Source organism: Pedobacter sp. GR22-10, assembly GCF_026239715.1.
Taxonomy (GTDB): Bacteria; Bacteroidota; Bacteroidia; order Sphingobacteriales; family Sphingobacteriaceae; genus Pedobacter.
On the sequence record NZ_JAPIVR010000003.1, the window covers coordinates 315,487 to 332,519 of the forward strand.

General features: G+C 38.4%; 17 protein-coding genes. 1 reads left to right on the plus strand and 16 read right to left on the minus strand.

The window, feature by feature from the left end; translation table 11 throughout:
• The first annotated feature begins 339 nt into the window (after positions 1-339).
• Complete coding sequence (locus tag OQX64_RS14065) at positions 340-2,007, plus strand: SUMF1/EgtB/PvdO family nonheme iron enzyme (protein ID WP_172406427.1); 1,668 nt, start codon at positions 340-342, stop codon at positions 2,005-2,007.
• Positions 2,008-2,068: 61 nt separating this feature from the next.
• On the opposite strand, the gene OQX64_RS14070 is transcribed toward OQX64_RS14065, so the two are convergent.
• The 16 genes from OQX64_RS14070 to nuoF form a co-directional block, all read right to left on the minus strand.
• The gene (locus tag OQX64_RS14070; protein WP_265819255.1) at positions 2,069-2,569 is read right to left on the minus strand and encodes an acetyl-CoA carboxylase biotin carboxyl carrier protein subunit; all 501 of its coding nucleotides are present in this window, start codon (positions 2,567-2,569) and stop codon (positions 2,069-2,071) included.
• 4 nt (positions 2,570-2,573) lie between these two features.
• Positions 2,574-3,299, minus strand: a complete 726-nt coding sequence (locus tag OQX64_RS14075; RefSeq protein WP_265819256.1) for a DUF4159 domain-containing protein — start codon at positions 3,297-3,299, stop codon at positions 2,574-2,576.
• A complete protein-coding gene (locus OQX64_RS14080; RefSeq protein WP_265819257.1) occupies positions 3,296-4,000 on the minus strand; it encodes a 16S rRNA (uracil(1498)-N(3))-methyltransferase in 705 nt (234 codons plus the stop codon). Before OQX64_RS14080 ends, OQX64_RS14075 begins: the two co-directional genes overlap by 4 nt.
• A gap of 9 nt (positions 4,001-4,009) precedes the next feature.
• The gene (locus OQX64_RS14085) at positions 4,010-5,365 is read right to left on the minus strand and encodes a hemolysin family protein (protein ID WP_172406438.1); all 1,356 of its coding nucleotides are present in this window, start codon (positions 5,363-5,365) and stop codon (positions 4,010-4,012) included.
• A 71-nt stretch (positions 5,366-5,436) separates the two neighbouring features.
• Positions 5,437-5,988, minus strand: coding sequence for an inorganic diphosphatase (locus OQX64_RS14090; protein WP_029282047.1), 552 nt, complete (start codon positions 5,986-5,988; stop codon positions 5,437-5,439).
• A gap of 8 nt (positions 5,989-5,996) precedes the next feature.
• Positions 5,997-6,647 (minus strand): DedA family protein, encoded by a 651-nt coding sequence (locus OQX64_RS14095; protein ID WP_088299777.1) that lies wholly within the window; start codon positions 6,645-6,647, stop codon positions 5,997-5,999.
• 46 nt (positions 6,648-6,693) lie between these two features.
• A complete protein-coding gene (locus OQX64_RS14100) occupies positions 6,694-8,067 on the minus strand; it encodes an NADH-quinone oxidoreductase subunit N (protein ID WP_265819258.1) in 1,374 nt (457 codons plus the stop codon).
• A gap of 3 nt (positions 8,068-8,070) precedes the next feature.
• Positions 8,071-9,534, minus strand: coding sequence for a complex I subunit 4 family protein (locus OQX64_RS14105; protein ID WP_265819259.1), 1,464 nt, complete (start codon positions 9,532-9,534; stop codon positions 8,071-8,073).
• Between the two features lie 20 nt (positions 9,535-9,554).
• A complete protein-coding gene (gene nuoL / locus OQX64_RS14110; RefSeq protein ID WP_322974961.1) occupies positions 9,555-11,456 on the minus strand; it encodes an NADH-quinone oxidoreductase subunit L in 1,902 nt (633 codons plus the stop codon).
• A 13-nt stretch (positions 11,457-11,469) separates the two neighbouring features.
• Positions 11,470-11,799, minus strand: coding sequence for an NADH-quinone oxidoreductase subunit NuoK (gene nuoK, locus OQX64_RS14115; protein ID WP_010601897.1), 330 nt, complete (start codon positions 11,797-11,799; stop codon positions 11,470-11,472).
• Positions 11,799-12,302 carry an NADH-quinone oxidoreductase subunit J gene (locus tag OQX64_RS14120; RefSeq protein ID WP_088299780.1) on the minus strand — a complete coding sequence of 168 codons (504 nt, stop codon included), beginning with the start codon at positions 12,300-12,302 and terminating at the stop codon, positions 11,799-11,801. Before OQX64_RS14120 ends, nuoK begins: the two co-directional genes overlap by 1 nt.
• Positions 12,303-12,433: 131 nt before the next feature.
• Positions 12,434-12,937 carry a NuoI/complex I 23 kDa subunit family protein gene (locus tag OQX64_RS14125; protein ID WP_088299781.1) on the minus strand — a complete coding sequence of 168 codons (504 nt, stop codon included), beginning with the start codon at positions 12,935-12,937 and terminating at the stop codon, positions 12,434-12,436.
• A gap of 2 nt (positions 12,938-12,939) precedes the next feature.
• A complete protein-coding gene (gene nuoH / locus OQX64_RS14130) occupies positions 12,940-13,977 on the minus strand; it encodes an NADH-quinone oxidoreductase subunit NuoH (RefSeq protein ID WP_088299782.1) in 1,038 nt (345 codons plus the stop codon).
• Positions 13,977-14,987 (minus strand): 2Fe-2S iron-sulfur cluster-binding protein, encoded by a 1,011-nt coding sequence (locus OQX64_RS14135; RefSeq protein ID WP_265819260.1) that lies wholly within the window; start codon positions 14,985-14,987, stop codon positions 13,977-13,979. Before OQX64_RS14135 ends, nuoH begins: the two co-directional genes overlap by 1 nt.
• 60 nt (positions 14,988-15,047) lie before the next feature.
• Positions 15,048-15,596: an ORF6N domain-containing protein gene (locus tag OQX64_RS14140; protein ID WP_088299784.1), complete on the minus strand. Its 549-nt coding sequence runs from the start codon at positions 15,594-15,596 to the stop codon at positions 15,048-15,050.
• Between the two features lie 59 nt (positions 15,597-15,655).
• Complete coding sequence (gene nuoF, locus OQX64_RS14145; protein WP_088299785.1) at positions 15,656-17,023, minus strand: NADH-quinone oxidoreductase subunit NuoF; 1,368 nt, start codon at positions 17,021-17,023, stop codon at positions 15,656-15,658.
• Positions 17,024-17,033: the final 10 nt, after the last annotated feature.

The window sequence follows — 17,033 nt, forward strand, 5'->3', positions numbered from 1 at the left end:
CGAACAACAAATGTATTCGCTAAAGTTGTAGCACACTATTTCCTTGGTCTGAATCCTGTTTAATCAGAATGGTCATCCTTAAACACTGCAGAAATTTTTTGTAAATTAAGATCCTGATAATGCCATTTTCCACAACCAGAATCCAACTAGATGCCTTATTTATAATATTTTAACCTAAATAAAAAATAAAAACCCTATTGCTACAATATCAATCCAGACAACACGTTATGCCTTTAAAAATATATCCTCAATTAATTAGCACAATATTTATATATTGATTTAAAATTGCTTAATTTTATCAGTTGAATCGTTGACGGGGCGATACTTTGAAACTCACTTATGAAAAAACTATTACTATACTCTTTTACATGTTTGTCGGTAGCCATTCTGCTTTCCAGCTGTAGCTCGAAAGGTGGAAACAGTTCTAGTAAAACCGGCATTCCTTATGCCAATCGTAAAAGTAAAACAAATCCTTCCGGAGCTTTTGCCGTAGCGACGCAATATAAGCGTGCACCCGGCCCGGGATTGATTCCAATTGAAGGCGGTGTTCTTGTGGTAGGCGGAAGTGCAATTGAAATTCCTGGAGTAGAACCAAATATCTACAATTATAAAAGACAGGTGACTGTGCCTTCATTTTATATGGATGAAACAGAGGTATCCAATACGGACTGGCTAGAATATTTACACTGGATCAGGTATAACTATCCGGAAGACCGGGAATTCTATTACAATGAGCTACCTGATACCCTTGTTTGGCGGAGTGCATTATCTTATAATGAACCCTATGTAGATAACTATTTGAGGCATCCGGCATACCGTGATTACCCCGTAGTAGGCGTTTCCTGGGAACAGGCATCCCGTTACTGTGAATGGCGGACCTCAAGGGCAAACGAGTTTATTTTGCGTGAAAAAGGTATCTTAACGGATTATAAAACACTTAATGCAGGTACAAGCGGTAAAGGGAATAATGCGACTGCTGCAGCAACACCTAGACCCGATAAGCCCTTTAATACGGATGCTTATCTGAATGGGCAATATGATGATAAAGGCAAAAATGCACCTATAGATTATAATACCAGAGCAGGTGCAGCAACCACAACAGCTGGTGCAGGAAAGGGAAATACTCAACCACGTAGAACAGCCACATTGGAAGATGGTGTAATTATGCAACCCTATCGACTGCCTACTGAGGCTGAATGGGAGTATGCTGCATTGGGCTTAATCGGTAATACCGAATATGAAAATATTAATCAGAATAAAATCTATCCATGGAACGGGTTAGGTGTAAGTTCAGCCAGTAAAAAAACGAGGGGCATGATTCAGGCCAACTTTAAAAGGGCTCCGGGAGATTACATGGGTGTTGGCGGATCACTGAACGATAAGGGTGATTTAACTGTTCCGGTTATTCAATATGCGGCAAACGATTTTGGTTTATACAACATGGCCGGAAACGTTAATGAATGGGTTAACGATGTGTATAGAACAGGCACATTTACAGATGCTGATGCTTTTAACCCTTACCGTGGTAATTACTTCACCAATAAAAAATTGGAGGATGCTCAGAATGGTAAAATTGCGCTTGATAAATATGGCAACCCAATTAAAGAAAATGCATATTCAGGCAGAAAGCAAACCTGGGCTGAAAAACAGGCACAGGCCAAACGTATCGATTCTATTTCTAAATCTACGGATCCACAACCTATTACGGCTTCAAATAGTTATCAGGCAGATCAAAGAGGTTTTCGTGATAAACAGAATTTACTGCTGAATGAAGAAGGTGTAACCTTGGTTAATGATAAATCAAGGGTTTACAAAGGTGGTTCATGGAATGACATGGCCTACTGGTTAAATCCTGCAACACGTCGCTTTATGCAACAAGATGAATCATCTGCTGAAGTTGGATTTCGCTGCGCCATGACGATGTTAGGTGCCCCGGAAATCAGCACTGCCGGAAAGAGAAGTTTCAAAACCCCACCTCCTAAACCTTATCGTGTTAAAGGAAGATAAATCATAAAAAAAAGTCCCGGTTTTAGGCCGGGACTTTTTTTATACAAAGACTTATATATCGTTATTTAAACTGAATTAAGATCTGGTTCTTTTCTACCTTATCTCCTTGTTTAACTAATACTTTACTAACTGTTCCATCCGTAGTTGACTTTAAGATATTTTCCATCTTCATGGCTTCCAGGATTAAAAGGTTATCGCCCTTTTTAACTTCATCACCAGCATTCACCAATACTTTTAAAACCATACCAGGCATGGGCGCTTTCATTTCTAAAACTTTATTAGAATTGAGGTTATCCATACCCAGGTTTTTTAATAACTGATCAAATCGGTCTTCAACTTTGGTTTGATAAATTGTCCCGTTGACTTTAACTTTACAGGTCTTATCTTGTTGATTTACTTCTACGACTTCTACATTGAATGATTGATTTCGATATAAAATATGTGTCTCCGAAGCCGATATATCGATTAAATCCAATTCTACTGGCTGATCATTTACATGGAATTTAGTAGCGTCTCCGCTAATATTAAAAATGATATTCTTATTCACCTCGATCTTATCCATACGTCTATTGTGTTAAAGCATATTGCACTAAATTAGCACCCATTTTTAGTGCTTTTAAGCGCGTTTCCTGTGTGTCTCCGGCGTATGTACCCAAATCTTCCCAGCCATTCCCTAAATCGCATTCATAGGTGTAATAGCAAACGACCCTGCCCTTATAAATTAAAGCAAATCCCTGCGGCCGTTTATTATCATGTTCATGAATTTTAGGCAATCCTCCTGAGAATTTAAATTTCTGCTGATAAATGGCATGATTGGATGGTAGTTCTACAAAATTCAATTCAGGAAAAACTTTTTTCATTTGCGGCCGGATAAATTTATCTAAGCCATAATTATCGTCAATATGCAGAAAACCTCCTCCTGTTAAATATTGTCGTAAGTTTTTTACTTCAAGATCGCTAAACTGTACATTCCCATGCCCGGTCATATAAACAAAGGGAAAGTTGAAGATATCTTTACTCCCTACTTCTACTATGCTTTCTTCTGGATAAAAATTAGTTTTCAGGTTGGTATTACAAAATGAAATGAGGTTAGGTAAAGCTGTACGATCAGCATACCAGTCTCCCCCACCACTATATTTTAATTTCCCCATCCTGTAAGAAGGGACAGTAAAAGACAAAAGACAAAAAAGTAAAGAGAAAGGAATGAGGAGAAACGAAAAAAAGAATAATCGTTTTAAGAAGAATGAATGCTGACCTTTAACTTTTAACTTATCGCTTATAACTTTTTTCATCGGTTAAGGTAATTGATTTCAAAACAAACGGACAATGCAGCAGTTTCTGTGCGCAGCCTGTTTTCACCTAAAGTTAATGGTTTAAAGCCTTTATTCAAAGCCAAACCAACTTCTTCTGGTGTGAAGTCACCTTCGGGACCGATAAGAATTAAATATTTTTGATGAGGCACTGCTAAATCAGAGATGAATTTCTTTTCTGAATCTTGAATACAATGGGCAATTAAACGCTCGCCTTCGAATGGCTGTTTCAAAAAATCATCGAAAGAAATTGCCTCATTTAGTTTAGGATGATAAGCTTTGATGGATTGTTTAACAGCAGCTGTAATTACCTTATTTAACCTGTCATCTTTTACTATCCTGCGTTCAGAACGGTCTGTAATGATGGGCGTAATTTCATCAATCCCCAGTTCAGTAGCCTTTTCAAGGAACCACTCCAATCGGTCAATGTTTTTAGTTGGCGCTACAGCAATGTGTAAATAGTGATTACGCTTATGAAATTCCCTTTCCACATTTAAAACGGATAGCGTAACTTTTTTAGGATGATCGTCAATAATTTCGGCTGTATAGAAACCGCCAATACCATCAACCAGGTTAACAACTGTTCCTTTTGAAAGCCGAAGCACCCGAACACAATGCTTACTTTCTTCTTCGTTTAGGGTATAAGTATTTTTGGAAATATCTGGCGTATAAAAAATATGCATGCATTGAAATTAGTGATTATCAACCATATCTTCTTTATTGATCACCAATTCTAACTTTATGGTTTCGATATTTTGTTCAGTTTTCTTCAGAATGGTAAACAGATAACCATAAGATTCATTGCTTTCGCCAACTTCCGGAATACGTTCAAACACATGCGACACTAGACCACCAATGGTATCGAAATCTTCATCCTCCGGTAAATCATGTGGCAAATGTTCATTAACATCATAAACTGTTGCAAAGGCGTTTACAATAAACTCATTATCAGAAACCTTTTCAACCAATGGTTTTTCCTCATCGTATTCATCCTGAATTTCTCCAACAAGCTCTTCTACAATATCTTCAAGGGTAACCATACCTGCTGTTCCACCGAATTCATCTAATACAATAGCAATCTGAATGCGGTTACTCTGAAGTTCGCTCATCAAATCATTAATCTTTTTTGTTTCCGTAACAAAATAGGGCTTACGGATAATGTCGTTTAATGTCCAATGCTGGTTTCCGGCTGCAACGAGCGGCAAAATATCTTTAGCGTGAATGATACCGACAATTTTATCCATGATGTCATCATAAACCGGTAAACGGGAGTATCCTTCTTTAATAATTGTATCCACCACTTCTTCCTTTGGAGAAGTTAATTCAATACCCGAAATTTTAGTTCGTGGCACCATAATATTTTTAACCACACGCTCATTAAAATCAAATACATTTTTAATTAATTCGTGTTCGTTATTATCTAATGCACCACTCTCTTTACCTTGTTCAAGCAAGTACTGTAATTCTTCGGTGCTATGCAGTGATTCATGCCCCGCAGAAGTATCAATCCCGAATGGCTTTAAAATTACAGCAGCCAAGCTGTTTAACGTCCATATAAATGGCCGGAAAACAACATAAAAGATCTGTAAGGGTACGGATACAAATAATGTTGTGGCTACCGGACGCTGAATGGCGAATGATTTGGGAGCCAGTTCACCAAACACAATATGCATAATGGTGATCAGAGAAAAGGCTACAATGGTAGATGCGGTATGAATGGTTGCATCACTTAAACCCCATTGTAAGCTATCAAAAAGATTTTTAAAGATAGTATGCATAACGCCTTCACCAACCCAACCCAGGCCAAGTGATGCAAGCGTTATACCTAACTGTGTGGCAGCTAAATAACCATCCAGGTTATGGATAATTGTTTTAGCCATTTTACCCACTCTGCTGCCTGTTTTTGCTTTGATTTCTATTTGTGAAGCCCGGACTTTAACAATGGCAAACTCTGCTGCAACAAAAAATCCATTCAACAATACCAGGAACAAAGCAAAAAATAACCGCCATCCAACTGATGTTGTATCAGTTTCCGCTAAGGCAACCATCGCCAGGCTTGATGATGGAAGGATTGCGCTTAATTTAATATTTAAAAACAAGCAAACCGTGGGTAAATCCATTAAGCTAATTCTCTAAATGTGGTATTATAAAGTTCCATGCTCTCTTTAATCACTTTATGAGCATAGCGAACACCTAACAAATGTTCGATGGTTACATTTTTATCTTCTAATGCTTTATAATCCTGAAAGAAACGAACAATTTCTTTCATCTGGTGCGGAGGCAATTCATCTAAGTCGTTAATATAGTTAACAGACATATCATGAGCAGCAACAGCTATAATCTTATCATCCTGCTCTCCATTATCCACCATATGCATTACACCTACAACCTTTGCTTCGATTAATGTCATAGGATAAACATCAACTGAACAAAGCACTAAAATATCTAAAGGATCTTTATCGTCACAATAAGTTTGTGGAATAAAACCATAATTTGCAGGATACATCACTGATGAAAAAAGAACCCTGTCTAACTTAATTAATCCTGATTCTTTATCTATTTCGTATTTTGCTTTTGAGCCTTTTGGGATTTCAATAATTGCATTTACAATTTCCGGTACGTTTTTACCTGGTGATACGCTATGCCAAGCGTGGGTTTCTTCTTTTGCCATTTTTAATTTTAATCTGTCTTATCCTCTTCAGAACTTGTTACTTTACTTTTTACAAATGTAATCAATAAAGGGATAGTTGTGATAATGATGAAGCCAATAATAATATATAATAAGTAATCGTTAATTTCTTTTTCAAACCTTTTTCCTAAGAAATATCCCAGTAAAGTAAGCGAGCAAATCCATAATACACCACCCACTACATTGTAAAGGGCAAATCGCTTAAAGTCTAATCTCACCACCCCAGCAAAAATCGGTGCAAAAGTTCTAACAATCGGAACAAATCTGCCCATGATTAATGCGAAAGCCCCCTGTTTATTATAATAACGTTCTGCAGCTTTGAGATATTTCTTTTTAAAGAAAAAACTGTCTTTTCTAGTGTACAGCACCGGCCCTGTTTTTCTTCCGAACCAGTAACCTGTAAAATTTCCTGAAATTGCAGCAACGCACAATCCTGCCAACAGCAATGCAATGTTGACATCCAGCTTCCCTGTTGCTACAAACATTCCAGCTAAAAACAGTAAATAATCACCAGGGAGAAAGAAACCGAAGAATAAACCGGTCTCTGCATAAATGACAAATACAACAAGATAGAAACCGCCTTCCCTCAATAATTTCTCGGGATCAATCAGGTGATGCAGGTTATTCCAAAAATCGTGCATATAAGTTATTTGTAAAACTACAAATAATTATCTAACAACTGTATACCTATATTAGGTTTAAAATAATTGCAGGATAAATACCCAAAATAAGCGTAATCGCTACTGATACCAATAAAACTACCTTATACTGACCTGGTGTAGAAAGTTCGATTTCTGCCCCTTCTTTAAACCACATGGCTACAATAACCTTAAAGTAATAGTAAAAACCTACCAGCGCGTTTAGAATGGCAAAGGTTACCAATAACATTTGATATTCGCCCATTACATTCAGGAACATCAAATATTTCCCGATAAAGCCAGCAGTTAAAGGAATACCTGCTAAAGATAACATCGCAACCGTGAGCGAAAGTGCCACTAAAGGATTTTTCCTGCCCAAACCGTTGAAGCTCTCAAAACTATCACTGCCGGTTTTTTGCTTTACCAGAATCAACACCGCAAATGCAATGATGGAAGCAAAAGTATAGGCCGCCGCATAAACTAAAACATTGTTTTCTGAATTTGCGCTTAATACAATAAGAGAAAACAACAGGTAACCTGCATGAGAGATACTGGAATACGCTAACATCCGCTTAAAGTTCTTCTGAAACAGTGCCGTAATGTTACCAATGAATAAGGTTAAACAAACAATTACAATTAAAGGTGCCACCCAGAAATCATGAAGGGGAGCAAAAGCATCTGAAAACAACCTTAAGAAAGCAGCGAAACCAGCTGTTTTAACCACGGTACTCATAAAGGTGGTAATCAATGTAGGAGATCCTTCATATACATCAGGTGTCCAGAAATGGAACGGTGCAGCGCCAACTTTAAAGCATAAACCAATCATCATCAGGATAACGCCGGGATAAAAAATTGGCGATATCGCTTTACTATTATCAACCAGGTAAGCCTGAATTTTATCTAAATCAAATGAACCGGTAGCACCGTAAATTAAGGTAATACCGAACAGTAAAAAGCCTGTTGAAAATGCACCCATTAAAAAATACTTTAATGATGCTTCGTTCGATGCAAAGTCCCTTTTTCGGATCCCGGCCAGAATGTATAAACTTACCGACATGATTTCAAGTCCCACAAAAAGCATCGCCATATTTTTATACGATACCATCATAATCATCCCGGCAAGGGCGAAAAGAATTAAAGTATAGTATTCGGCTATGTTATCACTTTTAGCATGAAAATAGTTCTGTGTCAACAGGAAAATCAAAAGTGTACCAATGATACAAACGCCAGAGAATGCTAACGCAAAGTTATCTGTCTGCATCATGCCGAAGTGAATGGCATGACCATTCCAGGCGCCGATAGTAAATCCCAATGCGGTAAGCAAGCCAACAACAGTAAGCGGCAGTAATGCTTTCTTGGCTTTAAACAATCCTGCATAAAGAACAATAAAAGCGGTTATACTAATGGTTATGATAATATTCATTGCTTATTTTACTGATGTTAATTTTTGATGTACCTGTTCTAATAAATGTTGTACAGATGCCTCTGTTAAATGCAATAATGGTTTTGGATAAACACCCAAAATAATAATCAAGGCACAAATAATGTAAAGGACTAATTTTTCAGTTCCTTTAATATCTGTGAAGGTAATGGTTAATTCGTTGGTTTTGCCAAGCATTACATTTTGATACATGCGCAACATGTAAACTGCGCCGAAAATGATGGTTAGCCCTGCAATTGCAGCAGCCCATATACCGTAATTGTAAACCCCCATTAATAGCAGGAATTCACCAATAAAACCATTCGTTCCGGGTAAAGCTACTGTACCCAAAACAATAATTAAAAATGTGATAGCCAATTGTGGAGCCAACTTAGCAATACCGCCAAGTTCTTCAATCTTATTCGTTTTTAACCTGGAGAAAATAATATCCAAAACGAAGAACAGACCAACCACGTTAATACCATGACTTAACATTTGAACCATTGCACCTTGCATACCTTGTTGGTTCAATGCAAAAATGCCGGCAGAAATTAACCCAACGTGAGCAATAGATGAATAAGCAACGAGTCGCTTAGCGTCTTTCTGAGTAAAGGCAATGAGTGAAGCGTAAACAATTCCGATAATGGACAGTACCATAGCCAGACAAGACCAATCCTGAACGCCCGTTGGCACAATCGGCAACAACCATCTGATTACACCGTAAATACCCATTTTCAACATGATACCGGATAACAGCATCGTTCCATGAGTTGGAGCTGCCGTATAGGTATCTGGCTGCCAGGTATGGAAAGGGAAAATCGGCATCTTGATCGCGAATGCAATAAAGAAAGCCCAGAAAATCCAGCCTTGTTGTGCACTATCTAAGTTTAAAGCATAAAAAGCCTGAATATCGAAGTTGTGGGCTGGGTTTTGTAAGTATAAATAAATAATACCCATCAACATAAACAATGAACCTGCAATCGTATAAACGAAGAATTTCATGTTAATGCGTATCCTATCTTTTCCGCCCCAGAATGCGCAAATAAAGTAAATCGGAATCAATGCAGCTTCCCATCCTATATAAAATAAGAAAGCATCCATTGCGGTAAAAACCAATAATAAACCAGCCTGCATGAATAAAATCAAGGCATAAAAAGCAGCCGGATTTTTATAATCGTATTTGTAGCTCGATAAAATGATAATCGGAATAAGCAAATTCGTAAGTAATACCACTAACATGCTAATGCCATCGATACCTGCATGGAAACGAATGCCAAGATCCGCAATCCATGGTAAGTTTGCTTCGAACTGTGTACTTGCGTCTGGAATAAAGTTACAGGCAATGAACAAGGCCAGGCCCAGAGATGCAACCGAAATTACGGTCGAAACTATTTTAGCCGACTTACCTGCAAGGGCCGTAATAATTGCACCTGCAAGCGGAAGAAATATAAGTAGTAAAAGTTGTTCCATTATTTATTTTTGAACCCTTTTTAGATGTAATAAAATGTATAAGCAAGCAATGCGATGATACCAGCTACCATCATAAATATATAGAAACCTACGTTCCCACTTTGTAATAAACGAACACCTTTACTTGCCTCGTTTGTACTCCATCCCAATCCGTTCACCATACCGTCGATGAATTTTGTATCAATGATTCTGTAGAAAAATCTTGAAAATGCATCTAAAGGTTTTGTAATGATGAAATCGTAAATCTCATCCAGATAGAATTTATGATATGATAATTTAGCCAAAGCTGAACGTGGTGCCTCATCAGCAACAGGAACGCGAGCACCTTTTACATATCTGGTATAAGCATAAAGCAATGCGAAAATGGCAGCTACAACGGAAACACCCATTAATGTAAATTCAGTTGAATGACTTAAATCCAACTCATGTTGTGCAACACCTGCACCTGATAACCAATGTGCCAGCCACTCGTTGCCACCGAAAACATGAGGAATGTTAATTGCTCCTCCAATTGCAGCCAAAATGGCTAAAATAATTAATGGAATAGTCATTGCTTTTGGCGACTCATGCACATGACTTTCTTCATGATGTGTTCCTCTGTATTTTCCGGAGAAAGTAAGAAACATCATTCTGAACATATAGAACGCAGTTAAAAATGCAGTTAATACACCAATACCCCAAAGTACCGGGCTATATTGAAAAGCGTGTGCTAAAATTTCATCTTTAGAAAAGAAACCAGAGAACGGAGGTAAACCAGCGATGGCAATGGCGCCGATCATCATGGTTAAGAAAGTTACCGGAAGTTTCTTCCTTAATCCGCCCATTTGGCGCATATCCTGCTCATGATGCATGGCGTGAATAACTGAACCAGCCCCAAGGAATAATAATGCTTTAAAGAATGCGTGGGTTAACACGTGGAAAAATGAGCCTGTGTAAGCGCCAACACCTAAGCCTAAAAACATATATCCCAATTGGGATACGGTTGAATACGCCAGTACTTTTTTGATGTCTGTTTGTGTTAAAGCAATAATTGCAGCTACTAAAGCGGTTGTCGCACCAATAATGGCAATAATATGTTGGGTAAATGGTGCCAGATCAAATAATACGCTTGAACGGGCAATCATATAAATTCCCGCGGTTACCATTGTTGCTGCATGTATTAATGCAGAAACAGGCGTTGGTCCGGCCATCGCATCAGGCAACCAGGTAAACAAAGGCAACTGCGCCGATTTACCACAGGCACCAATAAATAATAAGATAGTAATTAAAACCAATGTGTTATTTCCTGGCAACATGTTCGCTGCTTGAGGAAAGATTTTAGAAAATTCAACACTTCCGAAGAAGTTGAACATTATGAATACGCCTAGTAAAAAGCCTAAATCACCAATGCGGTTCATGACAAATGCCTTTTTAGCTGCTGATGCATAAGCGGTGTTGGTATACCAGAAACCGATTAACAGATATGAGCACAAACCTACGCCCTCCCATCCGATAAACATCACGATATAATTTGAACCCAATACTAATAACAGCATGAAGAATACAAACAGGTTCAGGTAAGCGAAGAATTTACCAAATCCGGCATCATCGTGCATGTAGCTGGTCGAATATAAATGGATTAAGAAACCAATTCCTGTAATAATCAACAGCATAATTGAACTCAACGGGTCAACCAGGAATGATAGTGGAATGTGCAATGTTCCTGCGCTTATCCAATCGAATAAAAATACTTCGTGAGATTTTTGTGTATCGCCTTGTAAACTAAAGAAAATAACTAAGCTGATCATGAATGAGGCAAATATTACGCCACTTCCAATGATTCCAACAAGTCCTTTAGATAGAGTGTTTCTGCCCAGTCCGTTAATTACAAACCCTAAAAAAGGAAGTAAGGGAACTAACCAAATCAATTGTTCTATTGTCATTCTTAATATATATTTACCACTTAAGGCGATTTAAAACATTAATATCTATTGATTTTGTATTTCTGTAAACCATTACGATAATCGCCAAACCCACTGCAACTTCTGCAGCCGCAAGCGCCATAATGAAGAATACAAAAACCTGTCCGGAAGGATCATTACTGTGAACCGAAAAGGCAGTCAAAAGCAGGTTTACTGCATTTAACATGAGTTCAACCGACATGAAAATTACGATTGCATTTCTACGGGTTAATACACCGATTACACCAATTGTGAAAATGATGGCACATAAATAGATGTAGTGATTAAGCGGAACGCCTGCCATTTGTGTAGTTAAATTTTCCATTATGCTTCTACCTCATCTCTTTTAGATAATAAAACGGCTCCAACCATTGCGGCCAATAGCAACAGAGATGATAATTCGAATGGTAACAGGAATGGGCCAAAAAGTTCCTTACCTAAATTTTCAACCAAGCCTAATCCCTGGTTTTTTAAGATCAGCGGACTGTTAATGCTTGCAGCCTTAAATGAACCTACCAGGGTAACAATTAAGCAACAGCCTGCAATTACCCCCACAATCTTAATTAATGGTGATTTTACCGGTTCAGTTTCTTTATTGAGGTTGAGAAGCATCAGTACAAATAGAAATAATACCATGATGGCTCCCATGTAAACAATGAAATTTACAACCGCTAAAAATTGTGCATTCAACAGTACATAATGTACCGTAAATGTGAAAAAGGTGAGGATTAAGTATAGAACGCTATGAATTGGATTTTTAGCAAAAATCACCATCAGCGAAAAGATGATACTTAATGTGGCTACGAAATAGAATACTTGTGTACTCATTAATTTGTTATTTGTTTATTAGTTTCTTCGTCATCATTGCGAGGTACGAAGCAATCTTTTTATTTTCGTCTTCCTGAATTTATTTCAGGATCTTAATGTTTAGTCCTTAAACAAGTTCAGGACAACATTTATTATTTTTTCATCTCCAACGGCGCCTCAACCAGTTTATCTTTACCGTAAATAAAATCTTTACGTAAATAATCAGCAGGTACGATTGGCCCGTCTAAGTAAATAGCTTCTTTAGGGCAGGCTTCTTCACATAATCCACAGAAAATGCAACGCAACATGTTAATTTCATAAGTAGCTGCATATTTTTCCTCACGATATAAATGCTTTTCCTCATTTTTGCGTTCTGCAGCGATCATGGTAATTGCTTCAGCGGGGCAGGATAATGCGCATAAACCACAAGCTGTACAACGCTCTTTTCCGTTTTCATCGCGTTTAAGTGAGTGCATTCCCCTAAAGTTTGCAGAAAATTCGCGTTCAACTTCCGGATATCTTACTGTAGCCTCTTTTTTGAACAAGTGGCTGATGGTAATGCCCATTCCTTTTGCAATTGCCGGAAGGTACATTCTTTCCATAAAGCTCAGCGGCTTTTGTTCCAGTACTTTTTTCTTGTTACTTAATGATTCCATAATTAAAACTTCTCTATAATCGCAATCACAACTCCGGTTATTATAATGTTGGCAATGGCCAAAGGTATTAAACCTTTCCAACCTAAATTCATCAACTGATCATAACGGAAACGAGGGATTGTCCAGCGTACCCACATGAAGAAAAAGATGAAAAAAACTATTTTCAGAAAGAAAACACCCACACCAAAAAGTGGTGCCCATGTTGGCCCAAGCAAAGTAGCCATATAATCCATGCCTGGATAGTTATACCCGCCAAAGTATAAAGTGGCCATTACTGCTGATGAGACAAACATGTTGATGTATTCTGCAAACAGGTAAAAACCTAATTTCATGGATGAATATTCCGTGTGGTAACCACCTATTAATTCCGTTTCACATTCAGGCAAGTCGAAAGGCGCACGGTTGGTTTCTGCAAAAGAACAAACCATGAATATCAGAAATCCCAACGGTTGATATAATACATTCCAATGCCAGCCATGTTGTTGCTCAACAATGGTTTTTAAACTTAAAGTATTGGTCATCAAAAGCAATGCGATGATAGATAAACCCATTGCAATTTCATAGCTGATGTTTTGTGATGCTGCACGAATGGCACTCAATAATGAATACTTATTATTCGATGCCCAACCGCCAATCATTACCCCATAAACGCCTAAAGAAACCACGCCAAAGATGTATAAAACGCCAACGTTGATGTCAGCTACCTGTAATGGAACAACCTTACCGCCAATTTCCATCGGGCTGCCCCAGGGAATAACCGCCGTACCGATACAGGCACAAAGCAAGGCCAAACCCGGGCCCACAATAAATAACCACTTATTGGATGAAGCGGGAATGATTTCCTCTTTCATAAACATTTTTACACCATCGGCTAAAGGTTGCAGTATTCCAAACGGACCAGCTCTATCCGGACCTAAACGGTCTTGCAGATAAGCTGCAACCTTACGCTCCGCATAAGTGGAATACATGGCTACAACCAAACTGATACCGAAAATAACCGCTACCAGAATAAATTTCTCTATGATAAAACCTGTATCCATTAGTATTTTACTGTTTTATGTAATTCAATTTCATTTGCCACCTGTAGTGCCGCATTTGGCTTAATTACCGGAAGTGGCCTTAGTGTTTCGTAATGATTAGATGCAATTACTGAAGTATCATCAATATGTGTTGGATGCTCAATAGTCCAGTCGGAAGTTGCTTTCTTATCGAAACGACAAGTATTACAAATAAATTCTTCAACCTCTCCAAACTGATCTTTACGGGCCGTAACACGTAAAACATCTTCTCCTTTATACCAAAGTGTCACTTTACCGTTGCATTTTTCATGGTCACAATTGCGGTGTGCATCAACCGGTTTGGTAAACCAAACCCGGTTTTTGAAACGGAAAGTTCTATCGGTTAGTGCTCCGACCGGGCAAACATCAATCACATTTCCGGAGAAATCATTATCTACGGCCTGCTGTATATACGTTGAAATTTCAGAATGATCGCCGCGGTTTAAGATTCCATGAACACGCTTGTTGGTAATCTGATCGGCAGTAAAAACGCAACGGTAACACAGAATACAGCGATTCATGTGCAACTGAATCTGATCACCAATATCGATACGATCAAAAGTACGGCGCTCAAACTCATAACGCGTTTTTTGCAATCCATGCTCGTAACCTAAGTTTTGCAAATCACACTCCCCTGCCTGATCGCAAACCGGACAATCTAACGGGTGGTTAATTAATAAAATCTCGACTACACCAGCGCGTGCTTCCAAAACCTCTGGAGAGGTGATGTTTAACACTTCCATTCCATCCATTACGGTTGTACGGCAAGATGCCACTAGCTTTGGCATTGGACGCGGATCTTTTTCAGAACCTTTTGTTACCTTAACAATACAGGTACGGCATTTACCACCACTTCCTTCTAACTTGGAATAGTAGCACATGGCCGGAGGTACGATATCACCACCTATTTGCCTTGCAGCATTCAGGATAGTGGTTCCGTTATCAACCTCTACTGCTATTCCATCTATCGTAACCTTAACTTTTTCACTCATGGTTAATGATAATCTTTATTTTTAAGCACTATGCCACTATTATTAGGCATTTAGCAATCTTTATAATTTATTTTTCTCTTTCGAGATTTTGTAACCAATTTCTTTTCTTGGTTTTTCTTTCTGTTCGAGTAGTTCATCAAAATACCTGAAGATGACTTCAATGTTTTTATCCTGATGATCTACCTTCTTTTTTATCTTTTCTACTTCTAATCTGATTTCTGTATTGCTCAAAACCATTGTTCGGAGCTGTACAAATACATCAATAATTTTAATACTTACCGCTATCGCCTGATTACTTTTTAAAACATTTGATAATTGCAAAATACCATGTTCGCTAAATGCGAACGGTAGATATTTTGAGTATTTCCCTTGTTCTAAGGTCGCAAATTGCGACCTTAGAACATCATTTTCTTCTTTCGTCAATTCAAACATAAAGTGTTCCGGAAAACGCACTATGTTTCTTCGAACCTGCTCTTTTAGCCGTTTAGTATCAACACCAAAGAGCTCTGCCAAATCAGAATCTAACATCACCTTTACTCCTCTAAAAAGATATATTTTATTAATTATTACTTCGTTTGGGATGATTACTGGTGATATTTCTTCTTTCATCTACATATTTTTATCGTATTAAGTTAAATCCTAAGGTTACAAATTGCGTCCTTAGGATTTTATTTCTCTTCTGTTACCGGCGCTTTTTCAATCGGTGTTGCATAATTAGCAATACCATAGTTTTGGCTCTGGCTTTTAACGGGTTCTTTAATGTGCCACTCAAATTCATCTCTGAAATGACGAATTGCACTCGCTACAGGCCATGCTGCTGCGTCTCCTAATGGACAAATGGTATTACCTTCAATCTTCCGTTGGATATCCCAAAGCAAATCCACATCATCCATCGATCCATGACCATGTTCAATTTTGTGTAACACTTTTTCCATCCACCCGGTACCTTCACGGCATGGCGAACATTGTCCGCAACTTTCGTGATGATAAAAACGGGAGAAATTCCAGGTATTACGAACAATACACTGGTCTTCATCAAAAGCAATAAAACCACCTGAACCCATCATGGTTCCGGTAGCAAATCCGCCTTCTGATAAAGATTCGTAACTCATTAAACGAGGTTCCCCGTTAGCTAACTTTAAAGTTAAATTAGCCGGTAAAACCGGAACAGATGACCCACCTGCAACTGTTGCTTTTAAGCGTTTACCATTCGCAATACCTCCACAATATTCATCAGAATAGATAAATTCTTCAACTGGTAAGCCTAATTCAATTTCATAAACACCAGGTTTTACTAAGTTTCCTGATGCTGATATTAATTTTGTACCTGTACTTCTACCAATACCTATTTTTGCGTATTCATCGCCACCATCATTGATAATTGGCACCACTGCAGCAATCGATTCTACGTTATTAACTACCGTTGGGCAGCCATATAAACCAGCAATCGCAGGGAATGGTGGCTTAATCCTCGGATTACCTCTTTTACCCTCAAGTGATTCTAACAAAGCGGTTTCTTCTCCACAAATGTAAGCACCACCACCGGGCTGAACATATAATTCTAAATCGTAACCCGTTCCTAAAATGTTTTTACCTAACCATCCGGCAGCTTTTGCCTCAGCAATTGCCTTTTCCAGAATACGGATTTGAGGCATCATTTCTCCACGAACGTAGATGTATGAAACCTTCGCACCCAGGGCAAAACTGGAAACAATCATTCCTTCGATTAAAGCATGAGGAATGTAAGTCATCAGGTAACGGTCTTTAAAAGTTCCCGGCTCAGACTCATCAGCATTGCATACTAAATAGCGCGCAACTCCTTCTGGTTTAGCCAAAAAACTCCATTTCATTCCCGTTGGGAAACCCGCACCACCACGACCGCGCAAACCTGATTTCTTAACTTCTTCAACAATCTCTTCAGGTGTTAAAGTTTTAAGGGCTTTCTCCACGGCACGGTACCCGCCTTTTTGGCGATAGACCTCAAGTGTATTGATGCCTGGTACGTTTATATGCTCAAGTAACAGTTTTCGAGACATTTTTATTAGT